This is a genomic window from Enterobacter sp. UPMP701, from assembly GCF_053709515.1.
Genome location: NZ_JBSKJN010000009.1, coordinates 19,929 through 36,167 on the forward strand (window position 1 = coordinate 19,929; position 16,239 = coordinate 36,167).

Consider the following 16,239-nt stretch of genomic DNA (forward strand, 5'->3'; position numbering starts at 1 on the left):
AGCGGATAATGAATACCGATCAACTCGTGGCGCTTTGTCTTCGCCATCACGCTCTGCTGCTCACCAGCGACAGCGACATGATTAGCATCGCCGTCGTGGGAACCCCCGCGCCTGAACTGATGGAGGCCCTGCGATTCGCAACCCAGAAGCGGATTGATATCGAATGCTGGAGCGCTGAACGCATGGAAAAGCACCGACAGTTAACCGCGCAATCGCATCTGCCCGTCGTTTCGCAACCCTACTCCGCGGTGGATATCCTCAACCACACGCTGCAGCAGGCATTAAACCAGCGCGCGTCTGATATCCATATCGAACCGATGGAGCACGCGTGCCAGATCCGCTTACGTATCGACGGGGTACTTTGCCCACAGCTACCTCTTTCCGCTGCGCTGGCGACGATGCTCAGCGCCCGGTTAAAAGTGCTGGGTAATCTGGATATCGCTGAACGCCGCTTACCGCAGGATGGCCAGTTTACGGTCGAGCTAACAAACGAGCCGGTCTCGTTTCGTATCGCCACGCTTCCCTGCAGCGGTGGTGAGAAAATTGTGCTGCGGCTGCTGCATCAGGTTCAGCAGGCGCTTGAACCGAAAGCGCTTGGTATGAGCGCCCAACAGCTGGCCTGTTTTCATGAGATTCTCCACCAGCCTCAGGGGCTGATTCTGGTCACCGGCCCAACGGGCAGCGGCAAAACCGTAACGCTGTACAGTGCGCTGCAGGCGCGTAACACTCCTGACGTCAACATCTGCAGCGTAGAGGATCCCATTGAGATCCCGCTTGCAGGGCTTAATCAGACGCAGATTAACCCCCGCGCGGGCTTAACCTTCCAGAGCGTGCTGAGAGCACTGCTCCGTCAGGATCCAGACATCATTATGGTCGGTGAAATTCGTGATGGCGAAACGGCAGAAATCGCCATTAATGCCGCGCAGACCGGGCATCTGGTGTTGTCGACGCTGCACACCAACTCAACGACGGAAACCCTCATTCGCCTGGAGCAGATGGGCGTCGCGCGGTGGATGATCTCTTCCGCGCTCACGATGGTGATTGCCCAGCGACTGGTTCGGCGTCTGTGTCCACACTGCCGACAGAAAACCGGAGAACATTCAGACTTACCCCGCTCGGTTTGGCGGCAGCCGCTTCCACGCTGGCAACCCGCAGGCTGCGAGCGTTGCTATCACGGTTTTTATGGCCGCGTGGCTATTTTTGAAGTGCTGGCAATCGACACCCCCCTGCGGCAGGCGATTGCCAGCGGAGCAGGAATCGAGGTGATAGAAGCCAGTGCCCGGCAGGCGGGATTAGTCTCGCTGTTTGAACATGGCTGTATGGCCGTTGAACAAGGGATGACCACGCTGGAGGAGTTAGTGCGTGTTCTGGGTATGCCCGATGGCTGCTAATCAAATCTGGCGCTGGCGAGCGCTCACCAAAGAAGGGGAGCCCATAAGCGGGGTTCTCTGGGCCGAAGACCGCAACGCGGCCTTCACCAAGCTGATGCGTGACGATCTCCATCCTTTGACGTTAACCCGGAGCCCTCAGCGACACCGCTGGCGGCCACATCACTGCTACGAAATGTTTCGCCAGCTTGCAACGCTTCTGCAGGCTGGCCTGACGCTTGCGCATAGCCTGCAAATGCTGGCAGAACAGCATCCAGTAGAACCGTGGCGGGCGCTGCTGCAAAGCATTGCCGATGAGCTCAGCGAAGGGTGCCCTTTTTCTGAGGCGCTCAAGCGGTGGCCAGCGGTCTTTAGTCCATTGCATATCTCAATGGTGAAGACCGGGGAGCTAACGGGGAAGCTTGAAGCGTGCTGCCGTCAGCTTGCACAGCAGCAAAAAGCGCAGCAGCAGCTCAGTGCGAAAGTGAAAAAAGCGCTGCGCTACCCGGCGATCGTCCTGATGCTGGCCACGCTCGTCGTGCTGGCAATGGTCACCCTCGTATTGCCCGAGTTTGCCGCGATCTACAAAACGTTTAATACTCCGCTTCCGGCGCTGACGCGAATTGTGATGGGGATAACCGCTTTTATGCAGTCATATGCCCTCGCGGTGTTCGCGTTGCTACTGATTCCTGTCACCGCAGTCTGGGCTCTGCGACACCATCCTCGCTGGCAGCGTATTCTGTTGCATACGCCCGTAATGGGAACGCTGATAAAAGGGCAAAAACTGGGGCAGATTTTCACCGTGCTGTCGCTCACGCAGCAGGCGGGCATTGCTTTCCTGCAGGGGCTTGAGAGCGCAGAAGAGACCATTGAAAACCGATACTGGCAAGGGATCCTTCGCAGTGTGCGGGAGGACATTGAAAAAGGCCTACCCGTCTGGTCATCCTTTCAGAAGGCGGCATTGTTTACCCCGTTATGTATTCAGCTTTTGCGAACCGGCGAGATGTCAGGTTCGCTGGACGTGATGCTGGCAAATCTTGCCCGTCATCATACGGAGCAAACCTTTCAGTTAGCCGATAATCTGGCAGCGCTTCTGGAGCCACTGCTACTGGTTGTGACGGGGGTTATCATTGGCACGCTGGTGGTGGCAATGTATTTGCCAATCTTCCATCTGGGGGATGCGATGAGCGCGGGATAGTGCAACAGTGCTGGCGCACGGACATGCGCCAGCGAAAGCCATTACAGGCTATTAAATACGCGGTTTTCCTGCTCCTGAACGCGGATAAACGTTGTGCGTTTTGTCAGCTCTTTCAGGCGTGAGGCGCCAACGTAGGTGCAGGCGGAGCGCAGGCCGCCGAGGATATCGCGCGCGGTGTTTTCAACCGGACCGCGCAGTGGCAGCTTCACGGTTTTACCTTCTGCCGCACGGTATTTGGCCACACCACCGACGTGACGGGTCATCGCGGATTCAGAGCTCATACCGTAGAACAGCATGAATTTTTCGCCGTTCTCTTCCACCACGGTGCCGCCGCTCTCTTCGTGTCCTGCCAGCATACCGCCGAGCATCACGAAGTCCGCGCCGCCGCCAAAGGCTTTCGCCACATCACCTGGCATGGTGCAACCACCGTCGCTGATGATCTGGCCGCCCAGGCCGTGCGCCGCATCGGCACATTCAATCACCGCGGAGAGCTGCGGGTAACCGACGCCGGTCTTGACGCGCGTGGTGCATACGGAACCCGGACCAATGCCCACTTTCACGATATCAGCCCCGGACAGGATCAGCTCTTCACACATTTCCCCGGTCACCACGTTGCCCGCGATGATGGTTTTGGTCGGCCAGGCCTGGCGCGCCTTGCTGACGAACTGCACGAAGTGCTCGGAGTAACCGTTCGCCACATCAATACAAACGAAATTAAGCGCCGGGTTAGCATTCAGGATCTGTTTGGTTTTCTCGAAATCGGCATCGGAGGTACCGGTAGAAACCATTACGTGCTTCACCACGTCAGCAGACGCCGAGGCAACAAACGCATTCCACTCTTCAGGGGTGTAGTGTTTGTGAACCGCGGTAAGAATATCGAACTGAGCCAGCGCCGTTGCCATCTCAAAGGTACCAACCGTATCCATGTTGGCAGCAATGACAGGCACACCAGACCAGGTCTGACCGGAATGCTTAAAGGTGAATTGACGTTCGAGTTCAACGTCTGAGCGACTTTTCAGTGTAGAGCGTTTAGGGCGGATAAGAACGTCTTTGAAACCTAACTTCAGATCTTCTTCGATACGCATGTGCGGATTCCTGGGGTTAGAGGCAAATATGTTAAAAGCACAACTCCAGTGACGCTATCATACGCACTAATACCTGCTCCGCAAGACTGCGAAATTCTCTTTTTTTGCGCTACAATCCTATAAATTTACCTGGTAAAAAGCCGGTAAAGAGAGCCAAACATTTGCTGTCGCACGTTTTTTTAAGCATCTGATTTTAATAATGAATAATTCCCAGGATTTGATTTAATGGGGTATATCGTCGCATTAACCGGCGGCATCGGTAGTGGCAAAAGCACCGTTGCGGACGCGTTTTCTCGTCTCGGCATCGCGATTATTGATGCTGATATCATTGCCCGTCAGGTGGTAGAGCCCAATACACCCGCGCTAAAAGCCATCGCAGACCATTTCGGTCAGGCAATCATCAATGCCGATGGCACACTGAATCGCCGCCAGCTTCGCGAATGCATTTTTTCCGATTCTGCGGAAAAAGCCTGGCTTAATGCCCTGCTCCACCCCATTATCCACCAGGAAACTCAGCGTCAGATAGACGCAGCCCGCTCGCCTTATGTCTTGTGGGTGGTTCCGCTCCTGGTTGAAAATCAGCTGCATAAGAAAGCCGATCGGGTACTGGTGATTGATGTTGCACCCGAGACGCAAATCCAGCGAACCATGACGCGCGACCATGTCTCGCGTGAACATGCTGAACAAATTCTTGCCGCTCAGGCCACGCGCGCTCAGCGCCTTGCCGTTGCGGATGATGTCATTGATAATAACGGCGCACCAGATGCCATTGCATCGGATGTTGCCCGTCTGCACGCGCAGTATCTGTCGTTCGCCGCGCAGGCCGTTGCACAGGAAAAACCATAATGTCGACTCACATCCTTTTTGAGCATCCGCTTAATGAAAAAATGCGTACCTGGCTGCGCATAGAATTTCTCATCCAGCAGCTTTCACAACATCTGCCTGTTAACGATCATGCCACGGCGTTGCACTTCTTTCGCAACGTAGGCGATCTGCTGGATGTGATTGAGCGTGGCGATGTCCGCACTGAGCTGTTGAAAGAGCTGGAGCGCCAGCAGCGTAAATTGCAGGCCTGGGCCGAAGTGCCGGGCGTTGACCAAAGTCGAATTGACGCCCTACGTCATCAATTGAAAAACAGCAGCTCGACGCTGATGGCCGCACCGCGCGTCGGACAGTTTTTACGAGAGGATCGTTTAATTGCGCTGGTGCGCCAGCGTCTGAGCATACCGGGTGGATGTTGCAGCTTTGACCTGCCAACGCTGCATATGTGGCTGCACATGCCTCAGGAACAGCGCGATCGCCAGGTGAACAGCTGGCTGGGAAGCCTGGAGCCAATGCATCAGACGTTATCACTCATCCTCGATCTTGTGCGTAACTCAGCCCCGTTCCGCAAGCAAACCAGTCTCAACGGTTTCTATCAGGACAACGGCGACGACGCCGATCTGCTGCGCCTGAACCTGTCTCTCGACGAACAGCTTTACCCGCAAATTTCCGGGCATAAAAGCCGTTTTGCGATCCGCTTTATGCCGCTGGACAGTGAAAATGGCACCGTGCCGGAACGCCTCGATTTTGAACTGGCCTGTTGTTAAGGAGTGCCTATGTCAGACGTAACCACCGTAAGCTGCCCGACCTGTGGCAAAACCGTTGTCTGGGGCGAAGTGAGTCCATTTCGCCCATTCTGCTGCAAGCGCTGTCAGTTGATTGACCTGGGCGAATGGGCGGCGGAAGAGAAACGCATTCCGAGCGAAGGCGACCTCTCTGATAGCGATGACTGGAGCGAAAGCCAGCAGTAACGTTCAAAGCCTGCTGGCGCTTCGCTTAGCAGGCCTGTTATTGTGCAGCTAACCGCAGGATCACGGGCTCATTGGCAGGCGGGAATTTGTCGGCATCACTGGCCTGAAGCGCCACCCAGTTACCCGGCTGTCCTTCTTTTCCCCAGGGTTCACCTTCCCAGCTTTCTACCAGCCAGAACCACAGCGTGATGTGACGATCGGGAAACTGGTATTCGAGCTTGTCGAACAGCGTTGCACCAAGCGGGGTTATTCCCACCTCTTCCTGAAGTTCACGCACCAGCGCCTGTTCCGGCGTTTCTCCTGACTCGATTTTCCCGCCAGGAAACTCCCACTTGTTCGCCATATGAGCGTCGGCAGCGCGCTGGGTGATGAAGATTTCGTTTTGCGGGTTGCGAATAATCCCGACGGAAATTTGCAGTATTTTCATAGTGTCACTTCCATAAAAAAGGCGCAGATTTCTGCGCCTTTTCGTTTTTTATGAACTTAGCTCAGGCGGCCGTGGCACGCCTTGTATTTTTTACCGGAACCACACGGGCACGGATCGTTACGACCCACTTTACGATCGCCGGTCTGCGCGGCGATCGCGGCTGCGGCTTCGCTTTCGTCAGTCTGGTGGCTCAGCTGCTGCATCTGCGCCAGACGCTCAGCTTCTTCACGACGCTGCTGCTCCATCGCTTCTACTTCTTCCGGCATACGCACCTGAACTTTGCTCAGGGTGCTGATCACTTCGTACTTCAGTGACTCCAGCATTGCGGCAAACATGGAGAAGGATTCACGCTTGTACTCCTGCTTCGGATCTTTCTGCGCATAGCCACGCAGGTGGATACCCTGACGCAGGTAGTCCATTGCCGCCAGGTGCTCTTTCCACAGGGAGTCCAGGGTCTGCAACATTACGCCTTTTTCGAAGTGACGCATCATCTCAGCGCCAACCACTTCTTCCTTACGCTTGTAGACATCCAGCGCGGTTTCGTAGATACGCTCGCGCAGGGTCTCTTCATGCAGCTCAGGCTCTTTATCCAGCCACTCTTTGATTGGCAGATCGAGATCGAAGTCGTTTTTCAGGCGTTCCTGCAGGCCTTCAACATCCCACATCTCTTCCAGAGACTGCGGTGGAATATGCGCGTCGATGGTGGCTTTGAACACATCTTCGCGGATGCTGTTGATGGTTTCACTCACGTCGGACACGTCCAGCAGTTCGTTACGCTGGGTATAGATCGCACGACGCTGGTCGTTGGCAACGTCATCGTATTCCAGCAGCTGCTTACGAATATCGAAGTTGCGGCTTTCCACTTTACGCTGTGCGTTGGCAATCGCCTTAGTGACCCACGGGTGCTCAATGGCTTCACCTGGCTTCATGCCCAGCTTACGCATCATGCCGGACACACGGTCGGAGGCGAAAATACGCATTAGCGCATCTTCCATAGACAGATAGAAGCGGGAAGAACCGGCATCACCCTGACGACCCGCACGGCCGCGCAGCTGGTTATCGATACGACGGGATTCGTGACGCTCGGTACCAATGATGTGCAGACCACCGGATGCCAGAACGGCATCATGACGTACCTGCCAGTCGGCTTTGATCTGCGCGATCCGTTCTGGTGTTGGGTTTTCCAGCTCTGCCACTTCCGCCTGCCAGCTACCGCCGAGCATAATATCGGTACCACGACCCGCCATGTTGGTGGCGATGGTTACGGCTGCCGGATAACCCGCCTGCGCAACGATATCCGCTTCTTTGGCGTGGAACTTGGCGTTCAGAACGTTGTGCTTGATGCCCGCTTTGGTCAGCTCGTTGGACACCACTTCAGATTTCTCAATCGAGATGGTCCCCACCAGCACCGGCTGGCCTGCTGCGGTACGATCGCGAATGTCTTCGATGATCGCCTGAATTTTTTCCGCTTCGGTCATATAAACCAGGTCCGGCATATCCTTACGGATCATTGGACGGTTGGTTGGCACAACCACGGTATCCAGCTTGTAGATGGAGCTGAATTCAAACGCTTCGGTATCAGCAGTACCGGTCATCCCTGCCAGCTTCTCGTACAGACGGAAGTAGTTCTGGAAGGTGATAGACGCCAGCGTCTGGTTTTCGTTTTGAATATCCACGCCTTCTTTGGCTTCAACAGCCTGGTGCAGACCGTCAGACCAGCGACGGCCCTGCATGGTACGGCCAGTGTGCTCATCGACGATGATGACTTCACCGTCTTTCACGATGTAGTCGACGTCGCGGGTAAACAGCGCGTGGGCACGCAGCGCGGCGGTCACGTGGTGCATCAGCATGATGTTGCTCGGGGAGTACAGAGACTCGCCCTCTTCCATAATGCCTTCAGCCACCAGCAGCTCTTCAATTTTCACCAGGCCGCGTTCGGTCAGGTTCACCTGACGCGCTTTTTCATCAACGGAGAAGTGGCCTTCACCCTGGAAGGTATCGGAGTCTTCTTTCTCCTGACGCAGCAGGTGTGGAATGATTTTGTCGACTTTACGGTACATTTCGGAGCTGTCTTCGGCCGGGCCGGAGATGATCAGCGGGGTACGCGCTTCATCGATCAGAATGGAGTCAACCTCATCCACCAGCGCATAGTGCAGTTTACGCTGGACGCGCTCTTCCGGGCTGAACGCCATGTTGTCGCGCAGGTAGTCGAAGCCGTATTCGTTGTTGGTGCCGTAGGTGATGTCCGCGTTGTAGGCTTCGCGCTTGGCGGGGGCCGGCAGGCCGGACATGTTGATGCCGACGGTCATTCCCAGGAATTCGAACAGTGGGCGGTTGTTTTCGGCGTCACGCTGCGCCAGATAGTCGTTGACGGTAACGACGTGAACGCCTTTACCGGTCAGCGCATTCAGGTAAGCCGGCAGCGTTGCGGTCAGGGTTTTACCTTCACCGGTACGCATTTCCGCGATGCAGCGCTCGTTGAGCACCATACCACCCAGCAGCTGAACGTCGAAGTGGCGCATGCCGAACACACGCTTACTTGCTTCACGTACTACAGCGAAAGCTTCGGGGATCAGGCTTTCTAAGGTTTCGCCTTTTTCCAGACGCGCGCGGAATTCCGCCGTTTTCGCTTTCAGCTCGTCATCGGAGAGCTTCTCCATCGCCGGTTCCATACCGTTGATGACGTTTACAGCTTTGCGCATACGGCGCAGAGTACGATCGTTACGACTACCAAAAACTTTGGTTAATAATTTGATTAGCATAATAAATTCTCAAACGCCCCAGATGGGCAGATAAATTAAGGTATTGAAAAAGGATTAATTTAGCTGAGGCGTTGTGGCCCGGCACGGATGCCGTGAGCCTGGCTAATCCACGTTGAAATGGAGAATGATGCTGGGGGAACAAACCCGATTTGTGCCGTCTGGCTCACGGTTACAGGCGGCTGGTTGTCCTGCGTCAGAAGCGCATTAAGCGTATCGAGCAGGGCAAGATGCTGAGCCTGGACCGGCAGCGTTTCTTCCGCAGCAGGCATCGTCTGCGGCGCCATCGCGAACGAAAGATGACGGATAACCGTGCGGATGGCGTGTTGCTGCCAGTAATCAACGGAGAAATTTGGACGACGACTGGCTTCAAGCCATGCGAGGTTAGTAAAGTTAACCCGCGTCGAGAGATCGTGTTTGGTCGTCGTGGAACGTGCTGGCGTCGCCGCTTCCGCGCTGTTGCTGAGCGCAGGCAAGCCGAGACTCGCCGCGACCATCCCTAATAAGAGATGCGGCCAGAAGTAACGTCTGCCAAATTGTCGCCAGCGCGTCAGTATTCCGCTCACCTGCTCCACCACATAAGCCAGCCTGTTACAGGCTGAAGTCAGTTATTCTTTTTTAGCGCCCAGATATTACCACTAAAGCCAATACACAGCAGCAGGAATGACGTCCTGCCGCAGGGAAAAACGGTCAAGAATGCAGCTAACGCACAGATTTTCTGCGCAGGGTAATTAAGAAAAGAAGCTGGAGTCGTTAAAGAGGGATAAAAATAAAAACGACTGGTCTCCCTGGTCGGAGAGAGTACCAGGTTAACCAGTCGATTTTTTACGAACGGTATAGACCGTTACGCCAGAACCGTGTTTGGTGCTTTGAAGGCCAGCGGCAGTTCAGCTTCGTCTTCAAAGGTCACATATTCCCAGGCTTCCTGTTTTGCCAGGACAGCCTGCAACAGTTTGTTGTTCAGTGCATGACCGGATTTGAACGCGGTAAATGCACCAATGATGTTGTGACCACACATAAACAGGTCGCCGATCGCATCCAGCATTTTGTGACGGACGAATTCATCTTCAAAACGCAGGCCGTCTTCGTTCAGTACGCGATAATCGTCAACAACGATGGCACAATCGAAGCTGCCGCCCAGGCACAGGCCGCGGGACTGCAGATATTCGATATCACGCATGAAGCCAAACGTACGTGCGCGGCTGATCTGGCGCATAAACGCATCAGCAGAGAAGTTCATCGCATAGCGCTGGGTACTGGAGTCAATCGCCGGATGGTTAAAGTCGATGGTAAAGTCCAACGAGAAACCATTGTACGGTTTGAATTCAGCCCACTTGTCGCCATCTTCGACACGAACGGTCTCTTTGATGCGAACAAATTTCTTCGCGCAGTTCAGTTCTTCGATGCCGGCATCCAGCAACAGATAAACGAACGGAGCAGCACTGCCATCCATAATCGGGATTTCTGGCGCATCGACTTCAACAATAATGTTGTCGATACCCAGACCCGCCAGGGCGGCGTTCAGGTGCTCTACGGTAGAAATCCGCACGTCATGCTCGTTCACCAGACAAGTACAGAGCATAGTATCACGCACAGATTTGGCATCGGCCGGAAAATCTACCGGTGGATTCAAGTCGGTGCGACGATAGATGACCCCGGTATTGGCCGGCGCAGGGCGTAACGTCAGCGTGACTTTCTTGCCGGTATGTAAACCGACACCCGTCGCCTGAACGATACGTTTAAGTGTCCTTTGTTTGATCATCGTATAATCTCGCCAAATTAACTATCCAACCGAGAGTGTATATCACTAACGGTGGGCCAGTTTAGCACAAAGAGCGCAAATCCCCAAATTCCAGCCAATTCTTAGTCAGCTTGCTTACGCAGGAACGCCGGGATGTCCAGATAATCTGGCTCTTTCGCCGTTTGCGGCGTTGGGTCGTTCACTACTTTCGCGGCCGGTTTCTGCTCCTGAGTCAGAGGAGACATACCGTGCTGCTGGTAACGATCCATTACCGGTTGCTGAGTCTGCTTGTTGGTCACGAGGGTGATCTCAGGACGCTTGTCCATACCGATACCGGTCGCTACAACGGTAACACGCAGCTCGTCGTTCATTTCCGGGTCAAGGGAGGTACCGATTACCACGGTCGCATTGTCAGAGGCGAAAGCACGGATGGTGTTACCCACGGTTTCGAACTCGTCCAGACGCAGGTCAAAGCCAGCGGTAATGTTGACCAGCACGCCGCGCGCGCCAGACAGATCGATATCTTCCAGCAGCGGAGAAGAGATCGCCATTTCAGCCGCTTCTTCCGCACGGTCTTCACCGCTTGCCACGCCAGAGCCCATCATCGCGTAGCCCATTTCGGACATCACGGTGCGAACGTCTGCAAAGTCAACGTTCATCAGGCCAGGACGGGTAATCAGTTCAGCGATCCCCTGAACCGCGCCTTTCAGCACGTCGTTTGCTGCACCGAAAGCATCCAGCAGAGAGATACCGCGCCCCAGAACTTTCAGCAGTTTGTCGTTCGGGATGGTAATCAGCGAGTCCACATGCTTGGACAGCTCGGTGATACCCTGCTCCGCGAAGGCCATACGCTTCTTACCTTCGAAGTTGAAAGGCTTGGTCACGACAGCAACGGTCAGGATACCTAAATCTTTTGCCACTTCAGCCACAACAGGTGCTGCACCGGTACCGGTACCGCCGCCCATGCCAGCTGCGATGAAGACCATGTCCGCACCTTCCAGTGCAGCACGCAGGGCTTCACGATCTTCTTCAGCCGCGTTGCGACCGACTTCCGGGTTAGCCCCAGCGCCCAGCCCTTTGGTGATGCCACCGCCGATCTGGATAGTCTGGCCAACTGCCGTTTTACGCAGTGCCTGCGCATCGGTGTTAACTGCAAAGAATTCAACACCTTCAATGCGTTCACGCACCATATGCTCTACGGCGTTACCGCCGCCGCCACCGACGCCGATGACTTTAATCACCGCGTCGTTGGTCAGTTCCATAGGTTCAAACATAATTTCTCTCTCCGTTGTGCCTGTCGCCCGAGACCGCTAATTCTCTCCGGTCTCTTAAAAAAATTAAAACTCTTTTCGCAGCCAGTTGTTCAGTCGTTTGACCCACGACCCTACTGAAACGCGTTTTTCCACTTCTGCTTCACCACTGAGATGAGATTCCTTCCCGTAATGGAGCAGGCCCACTGCCGTTGAATAGTACGGCTCCTGAGCGTAATCCGTTAAACCGGTAATATTCAGCGGCGCACCAATACGCACCTGCGTATGGAACACGCGCTGAGCACAGGCCGCAAGACCTTCAATTTGCGCTGCACCGCCGGTTAATACAATCCCCGCCGCAAGATGATGCTTAACACCCTGCTGACGAAGCTGTTCCTGTAACTGTAAAATTTCTTCGTTGACCAGATTGAGCAGCTCGGTATAGCGCGGCTCAATCACCTCTGCCAACGTCTGGCGCTGCAGGCTGCGCGGCGGACGGCCGCCCACGCTCGGCACTTCAACGCTCTCATCTTTGCCAACAATGGAACCCAGCGCACAGCCGTGGCGCACTTTAATCGCTTCTGCATCGCTCGGTGGCGTACCAAAAGCGTAAGCAATATCGCTGGTCACAACGTTCCCTGCGTACGGGATCACTTTGGTGTGGCGCAGCGCACCGCCGGTATACACAGCCATGTCCATTGTACCACCACCAATATCGACCACACAGACACCCAGTTCACGTTCGTCTTCGGTCAGCACGGAATAACTTGCCGCCAGACCGGCGAAAATAAGTTGGTCAACTTTCAGGCCACAACGTTCAACGGCTTTTACAATGTTCTTCGCCATATCGTTGTGACATGTGATCAGGTGCACTTTTGCCTGCATACGCACGCCAGACAGACCAACCGGGTTCTTGATCCCTTCCTGGTAGTCGATCGCATATTCCTGCGGGATCACGTGCAGCACGCGATGCTCATCGCGCACGCGCACGGACTTCGCCGTATGCACAACATTCTCAACGTCTTCCTGCGTCACTTCTTCTTCGGAAATCGGCACCATACCGATTTCGTTCTGGCAGCTAATATGCTTGCCAGAAAGGGCCAGATAGACAGAAGAAATCTGGCAATCTGCCATTAATTCAGCCTGATCGATGGCGCGCTGTACGCATTTCACCACCGACTCAAGATCGTTTACCCCACCTTTATCCATACCACGGGACGGGCAACTGCCCACGCCAATGATATTGACCATACCGTCGGGCAGAACTTCCCCTACTAAAGCGGCAACCTTCGCGGTGCCAATCTCCAGTCCAACTACCAGTTTTCTGTCCGTCGCCTTGATCATTGTTGTTCTGCCTGTACCTGTGCCTGATTCTGTTGCTGATTAGGTTCCTCGACCGGAGCCGGCTCCCAACCGACTGCTGCGCCTGAGTCATAGCGCAAATCAACGTAGCTTATCCGTTTGCCGTCCGTCTGTGCCTGCTGCTGTAAAACCGGGTAAAGTTCTACAAAACGCGCCAGACGTTTCATTGTGTCGCCGCGTCCCAGGTTTAGCTTTATGCCGTTCGTCAACGTCAACTGCCAGGAGCGGCGCGCCGTCATCGCAGCATCTTTTAACGTAAACCTGTCCTTCGCCAGCACCTGCCCCATTTCACGAAAACCCTGCAATACTTCGTTTTCGCTACCTTCAGGGCCATACAACATCGGTAAATTTTGCTTGTTGACACGATCGCTCGGGACGCTGAAGGAATTTCCGTCTACGTCAACCATATGCTGATCATTCCAACGCGCAATGGGCACATATTCAACCAGATGAATCTTCAATTCATCAGGCCATTGCTTTCTGACACTCGCCTGTTTTATCCATGGCAGACGTTCAATCTGGCTCTGGATAATATTGACGTCCTGCGTCATAAAGGTGCCAGGCGATCCCAGCGCCAGAATAGACTGGCGAATATCATCGTTACGCGTGTAGTGACGCTCGCCGGTCACCACCAGCTTGGACAGCGGCAGGCGCTGCGCATCTTCCATCCAGCCCAGCACCATCCAGCCGCTGATAAACACGGTGCACAGCACCCCGAGCAGGAAAATTATCCCTGCAAGACGCGTTCCATTACTCCGGCGTGAAGAAGTGTATTCTTCTTCGTCATCGCGGTTGCGCGTGTTCAATGCAGCCTGAGACATATCAGCCCGCCTGGTCCAGAATACGTACGACTAACTGCGAGAAGCTCATTCCCGCCTGACGCGCGGCCATCGGCACAAGGCTGTGGCTGGTCATGCCTGGAGAGGTGTTTGCTTCCAGCAGATAAAATTGCCCTTCTTTATCCTGCATCACATCAATGCGTCCCCAGCCGCTGCAGCCCAGAACATTCCAGGCTTTAAGCACCAGAGACTGTAATTCGGCTTCACGCTCGTCTTCAAGACCAGATGGACAGAAATATTGCGTCTCGTCAGAGAGATACTTCGCCTCATAATCATAGAAGACGCCAGCAGGTTGGATGCGAATCGATGGTAAAATTTCTTCACCGAGCATCGCGACGGTAAATTCCGGGCCGCTGAGCCATTTTTCAATCAGAACTTCTTCATCATGTTGAAATGCCAACGCTAAAGCGGACGCTAAATCGACAGCTTTATCGACTTTGGACATCCCCACGCTCGACCCTTCACGGCTCGGCTTTACAATAACCGGTAAGCCCAGTGCCGCAATGCGTGCATTAACGCTGTCCGACAGGCCCAATTCAAATTCGCTGCGCGTCAGTGCCACCCACGGCGCAACGGGTAAACCCGCCCCCTGCCAGAGTAACTTACTGCGCAGTTTATCCATAGAGATAGCGGATGCCATCACGCCGCTGCCGGTGTAGGGCATGCCGATCAAATCCAGAAGTCCCTGCAGGGTTCCGTCTTCACCGCCACGACCATGTAACGCGATAAAGACTTTATCGAAGCCCATCGCCTTTAATTGCGTTACGTCGATCTCTTTTGGATCGACCGGATGCGCGTCTACGCCACCTTCACGCAGGCCCGCCAGTACGGCAGCGCCGGAATTCAGCGAAACCTCGCGCTCAGCGGAGGTGCCGCCAGACAGGACAGCAATCTTATCAGCCATGATGCTCATCCTCCTGGTTTTGCGGCTTCAGTTTGATTTCAGCTAAGGTACGGGCGATTTTGCCGATATTTCCCGCCCCCTGAATCAGAATGAGATCGTTGCCGGTCAGGACCGGTGCCAGAATTTCCGCCACCTGAGCCGGGTCAGAAACGAGAATTGGGTCCACTTTACCGCGCCCGCGGATGGTACGACACAGGGAACGGCTGTCCGCGCCCGGGATCGGCGTTTCGCCTGCGGCGTAAACGTCCAGCATCAGCAGGGTATCGACCTGCGACAGCACGCTGGCGAAATCGTCATACAGATCGCGGGTACGCGTGAAGCGGTGCGGCTGGAAGATCATCACCAGATTCTTCTCCGGCCAGCCCGCACGTGCCGCTTTAATCGTCGCATCCACCTCGGTTGGGTGGTGACCATAGTCGTCCACCAGCATGGCGGTGCCTGGCTTACCGTTCACCGCGTCCAGCGGGAACTCGCCGAGGAAATCGAAACGACGGCCCGTGCCCTGGAAGCTTTCCAGCGCGCGCAGGATCGCCTCATCATCAATGCCTTCTTCCGTCGCAACGGCCACTGCCGCTGCGGCATTGAGCGCGTTATGGCGTCCTGGCGCATTCAGCGTGACGTGCAGCAGCTCTTTGTCCTGACGCGCCAGAGTGAAATGCCCCTGCGCACCAATCTGTTTGTACTCTTCCACGCGGACGTCAGCATCGTCGCTAAAGCCGTAAGTGGTGATTTGACGCCCGACGCGCGGCAGCAGCTCGCGGATCACCGGGTCGTCCACGCACATCACCGCGCGTCCGTAGAACGGCAGGTTATGCAGGAAGTTGATAAAGGTCTGCTTTAAGTTCTCGAAGTCACCCTGGTAGGTATCCATATGGTCAGCTTCGATATTGGTGACAATCGCCACCATCGGCTGCAGGTGCAGGAACGACGCGTCGCTCTCATCCGCTTCCGCAATCAGATAACGGCTGTGGCCCAGACGCGCATGCACACCTGCGGCTTTTACCAGACCGCCGTTGACGAACGTCGGGTCGAGACCCGCTTCTGCATAAATACTGGAGACCATCGCCGTAGTCGTGGTTTTGCCATGCGTCCCGGCAATCGCGATGCCGTGGCGGAAACGCATCAGTTCCGCCAGCATTTCTGCGCGGCGGATCACCGGAATGCGCGCTTCATGCGCGGCAACGATTTCCGGGTTGTCAGAGGAGATGGCGCTGGAGACCACCACCACGCTCGCATCGCGCACGTTTTCCGGGCGATGGTTGAAATAGATAGTCGCCCCAAGCGACGCCAGCTGCTGCGTTACAGGGTTTGGCGCCAGGTCAGACCCGCTGATCTGATAGCCTTCGTTAGCTAACACTTCGGCAATACCGCCCATGCCAGCACCACCGATGCCAACAAAGTGAATGTGCCGGACGCGACGCATCTCGGGCACGATTGAACGCAGTTTTGCCAGTTGTTGTGTATTCATTCTCTAAACGCCATCGACTACTTAAAATTCGTGCCGCGCTTCACGC

At 55.1% G+C, this 16,239-nt stretch carries 15 protein-coding genes; 5 read left to right on the forward strand and 10 right to left on the reverse strand.

The annotated features are described in order from the left end of the window. Positions 1–8 precede the first annotated feature (8 nt). Together gspE and hofC are read left to right on the forward strand one after the other, a co-directional pair. Entirely contained in the window at positions 9–1,391 is a 1,383-nt protein-coding gene (gspE, locus tag ACWKXT_RS17580; RefSeq protein ID WP_454533024.1) for a type II secretion system protein GspE, read from the forward strand. Next, the gene (hofC, locus tag ACWKXT_RS17585; protein WP_454533025.1) at positions 1,381–2,565 is read left to right on the forward strand and encodes a protein transport protein HofC; all 1,185 of its coding nucleotides are present in this window, start codon (positions 1,381–1,383) and stop codon (positions 2,563–2,565) included. Before gspE ends, hofC begins: the two co-directional genes overlap by 11 nt. A gap of 41 nt (positions 2,566–2,606) precedes the next feature. On the opposite strand, the gene ACWKXT_RS17590 is transcribed toward hofC, so the two are convergent. Then, on the reverse strand, positions 2,607–3,650 hold the full coding sequence (locus ACWKXT_RS17590; protein ID WP_454528344.1) for a GMP reductase: 1,044 nt from the start codon (positions 3,648–3,650) through the stop codon (positions 2,607–2,609). A gap of 225 nt (positions 3,651–3,875) precedes the next feature. Between ACWKXT_RS17590 and coaE the strand changes: the two genes are divergently transcribed. From coaE to yacG, 3 genes are read left to right on the forward strand one after another with little or no spacing between them, the layout of a single operon-like run. Then, positions 3,876–4,496 (forward strand): dephospho-CoA kinase, encoded by a 621-nt coding sequence (gene coaE / locus ACWKXT_RS17595; protein ID WP_454533026.1) that lies wholly within the window; start codon positions 3,876–3,878, stop codon positions 4,494–4,496. Then, a complete protein-coding gene (zapD, locus tag ACWKXT_RS17600; protein WP_454528346.1) occupies positions 4,496–5,239 on the forward strand; it encodes a cell division protein ZapD in 744 nt (247 codons plus the stop codon). The genes coaE and zapD overlap by 1 nt, the downstream gene beginning before the upstream one ends. Positions 5,240–5,248: 9 nt before the next feature. Then, entirely contained in the window at positions 5,249–5,443 is a 195-nt protein-coding gene (yacG, locus tag ACWKXT_RS17605) for a DNA gyrase inhibitor YacG (RefSeq protein WP_265195047.1), read from the forward strand. A gap of 37 nt (positions 5,444–5,480) precedes the next feature. On the opposite strand, the gene mutT is transcribed toward yacG, so the two are convergent. The 9 genes from mutT to murC all read right to left on the reverse strand — a co-directional run bounded on the left by mutT (position 5,481) and on the right by murC (position 16,193). Then, the gene (gene mutT, locus ACWKXT_RS17610) at positions 5,481–5,870 is read right to left on the reverse strand and encodes an 8-oxo-dGTP diphosphatase MutT (RefSeq protein ID WP_454528347.1); all 390 of its coding nucleotides are present in this window, start codon (positions 5,868–5,870) and stop codon (positions 5,481–5,483) included. Between the two features lie 56 nt (positions 5,871–5,926). After that, positions 5,927–8,632, reverse strand: coding sequence for a preprotein translocase subunit SecA (secA, locus tag ACWKXT_RS17615; protein ID WP_454533027.1), 2,706 nt, complete (start codon positions 8,630–8,632; stop codon positions 5,927–5,929). A gap of 59 nt (positions 8,633–8,691) precedes the next feature. Then, positions 8,692–9,195, reverse strand: coding sequence for a secA translation cis-regulator SecM (secM, locus tag ACWKXT_RS17620; RefSeq protein ID WP_454533028.1), 504 nt, complete (start codon positions 9,193–9,195; stop codon positions 8,692–8,694). Positions 9,196–9,473: 278 nt separating this feature from the next. Further along, positions 9,474–10,391, reverse strand: a complete 918-nt coding sequence (gene lpxC, locus ACWKXT_RS17625; protein WP_454528350.1) for a UDP-3-O-acyl-N-acetylglucosamine deacetylase — start codon at positions 10,389–10,391, stop codon at positions 9,474–9,476. Positions 10,392–10,492: 101 nt separating this feature from the next. Further along, the gene (ftsZ, locus tag ACWKXT_RS17630; protein ID WP_008501978.1) at positions 10,493–11,644 is read right to left on the reverse strand and encodes a cell division protein FtsZ; all 1,152 of its coding nucleotides are present in this window, start codon (positions 11,642–11,644) and stop codon (positions 10,493–10,495) included. A 63-nt stretch (positions 11,645–11,707) separates the two neighbouring features. Beyond that, entirely contained in the window at positions 11,708–12,964 is a 1,257-nt protein-coding gene (gene ftsA, locus ACWKXT_RS17635) for a cell division protein FtsA (protein ID WP_006173845.1), read from the reverse strand. Continuing rightward, on the reverse strand, positions 12,961–13,803 hold the full coding sequence (gene ftsQ / locus ACWKXT_RS17640; RefSeq protein WP_116342512.1) for a cell division protein FtsQ: 843 nt from the start codon (positions 13,801–13,803) through the stop codon (positions 12,961–12,963). Before ftsQ ends, ftsA begins: the two co-directional genes overlap by 4 nt. A gap of 1 nt (position 13,804) precedes the next feature. After that, a complete protein-coding gene (locus ACWKXT_RS17645; RefSeq protein WP_454533029.1) occupies positions 13,805–14,725 on the reverse strand; it encodes a D-alanine--D-alanine ligase in 921 nt (306 codons plus the stop codon). After that, a complete protein-coding gene (gene murC, locus ACWKXT_RS17650; RefSeq protein ID WP_119916037.1) occupies positions 14,718–16,193 on the reverse strand; it encodes a UDP-N-acetylmuramate--L-alanine ligase in 1,476 nt (491 codons plus the stop codon). Before murC ends, ACWKXT_RS17645 begins: the two co-directional genes overlap by 8 nt. Positions 16,194–16,239 lie beyond the last annotated feature (46 nt).

Excerpts from the sequence above, each read along its gene's own strand:
- lpxC (WP_454528350.1), bottom strand. The coding sequence starts at position 10,391 with ATGATCAAACAAAGGACACTTAAACGTATCGTTCAGGCGACGGGTGTC.
- secA (WP_454533027.1), bottom strand. The coding sequence starts at position 8,632 with ATGCTAATCAAATTATTAACCAAAGTTTTTGGTAGTCGTAACGATCGT.
- hofC (WP_454533025.1), top strand. The coding sequence starts at position 1,381 with ATGGCTGCTAATCAAATCTGGCGCTGGCGAGCGCTCACCAAAGAAGGG.
- gspE (WP_454533024.1), top strand. The coding sequence starts at position 9 with ATGAATACCGATCAACTCGTGGCGCTTTGTCTTCGCCATCACGCTCTG.
- mutT (WP_454528347.1), bottom strand. The coding sequence starts at position 5,870 with ATGAAAATACTGCAAATTTCCGTCGGGATTATTCGCAACCCGCAAAAC.
- ftsZ (WP_008501978.1), bottom strand. The coding sequence starts at position 11,644 with ATGTTTGAACCTATGGAACTGACCAACGACGCGGTGATTAAAGTCATC.
- ftsQ (WP_116342512.1), bottom strand. The coding sequence starts at position 13,803 with ATGTCTCAGGCTGCATTGAACACGCGCAACCGCGATGACGAAGAAGAA.
- yacG (WP_265195047.1), top strand. The coding sequence starts at position 5,249 with ATGTCAGACGTAACCACCGTAAGCTGCCCGACCTGTGGCAAAACCGTT.
- zapD (WP_454528346.1), top strand. The coding sequence starts at position 4,496 with ATGTCGACTCACATCCTTTTTGAGCATCCGCTTAATGAAAAAATGCGT.
- coaE (WP_454533026.1), top strand. The coding sequence starts at position 3,876 with ATGGGGTATATCGTCGCATTAACCGGCGGCATCGGTAGTGGCAAAAGC.
- murC (WP_119916037.1), bottom strand. The coding sequence starts at position 16,193 with ATGAATACACAACAACTGGCAAAACTGCGTTCAATCGTGCCCGAGATG.
- ACWKXT_RS17645 (WP_454533029.1), bottom strand. The coding sequence starts at position 14,725 with ATGGCTGATAAGATTGCTGTCCTGTCTGGCGGCACCTCCGCTGAGCGC.
- ftsA (WP_006173845.1), bottom strand. The coding sequence starts at position 12,964 with ATGATCAAGGCGACGGACAGAAAACTGGTAGTTGGACTGGAGATTGGC.
- ACWKXT_RS17590 (WP_454528344.1), bottom strand. The coding sequence starts at position 3,650 with ATGCGTATCGAAGAAGATCTGAAGTTAGGTTTCAAAGACGTTCTTATC.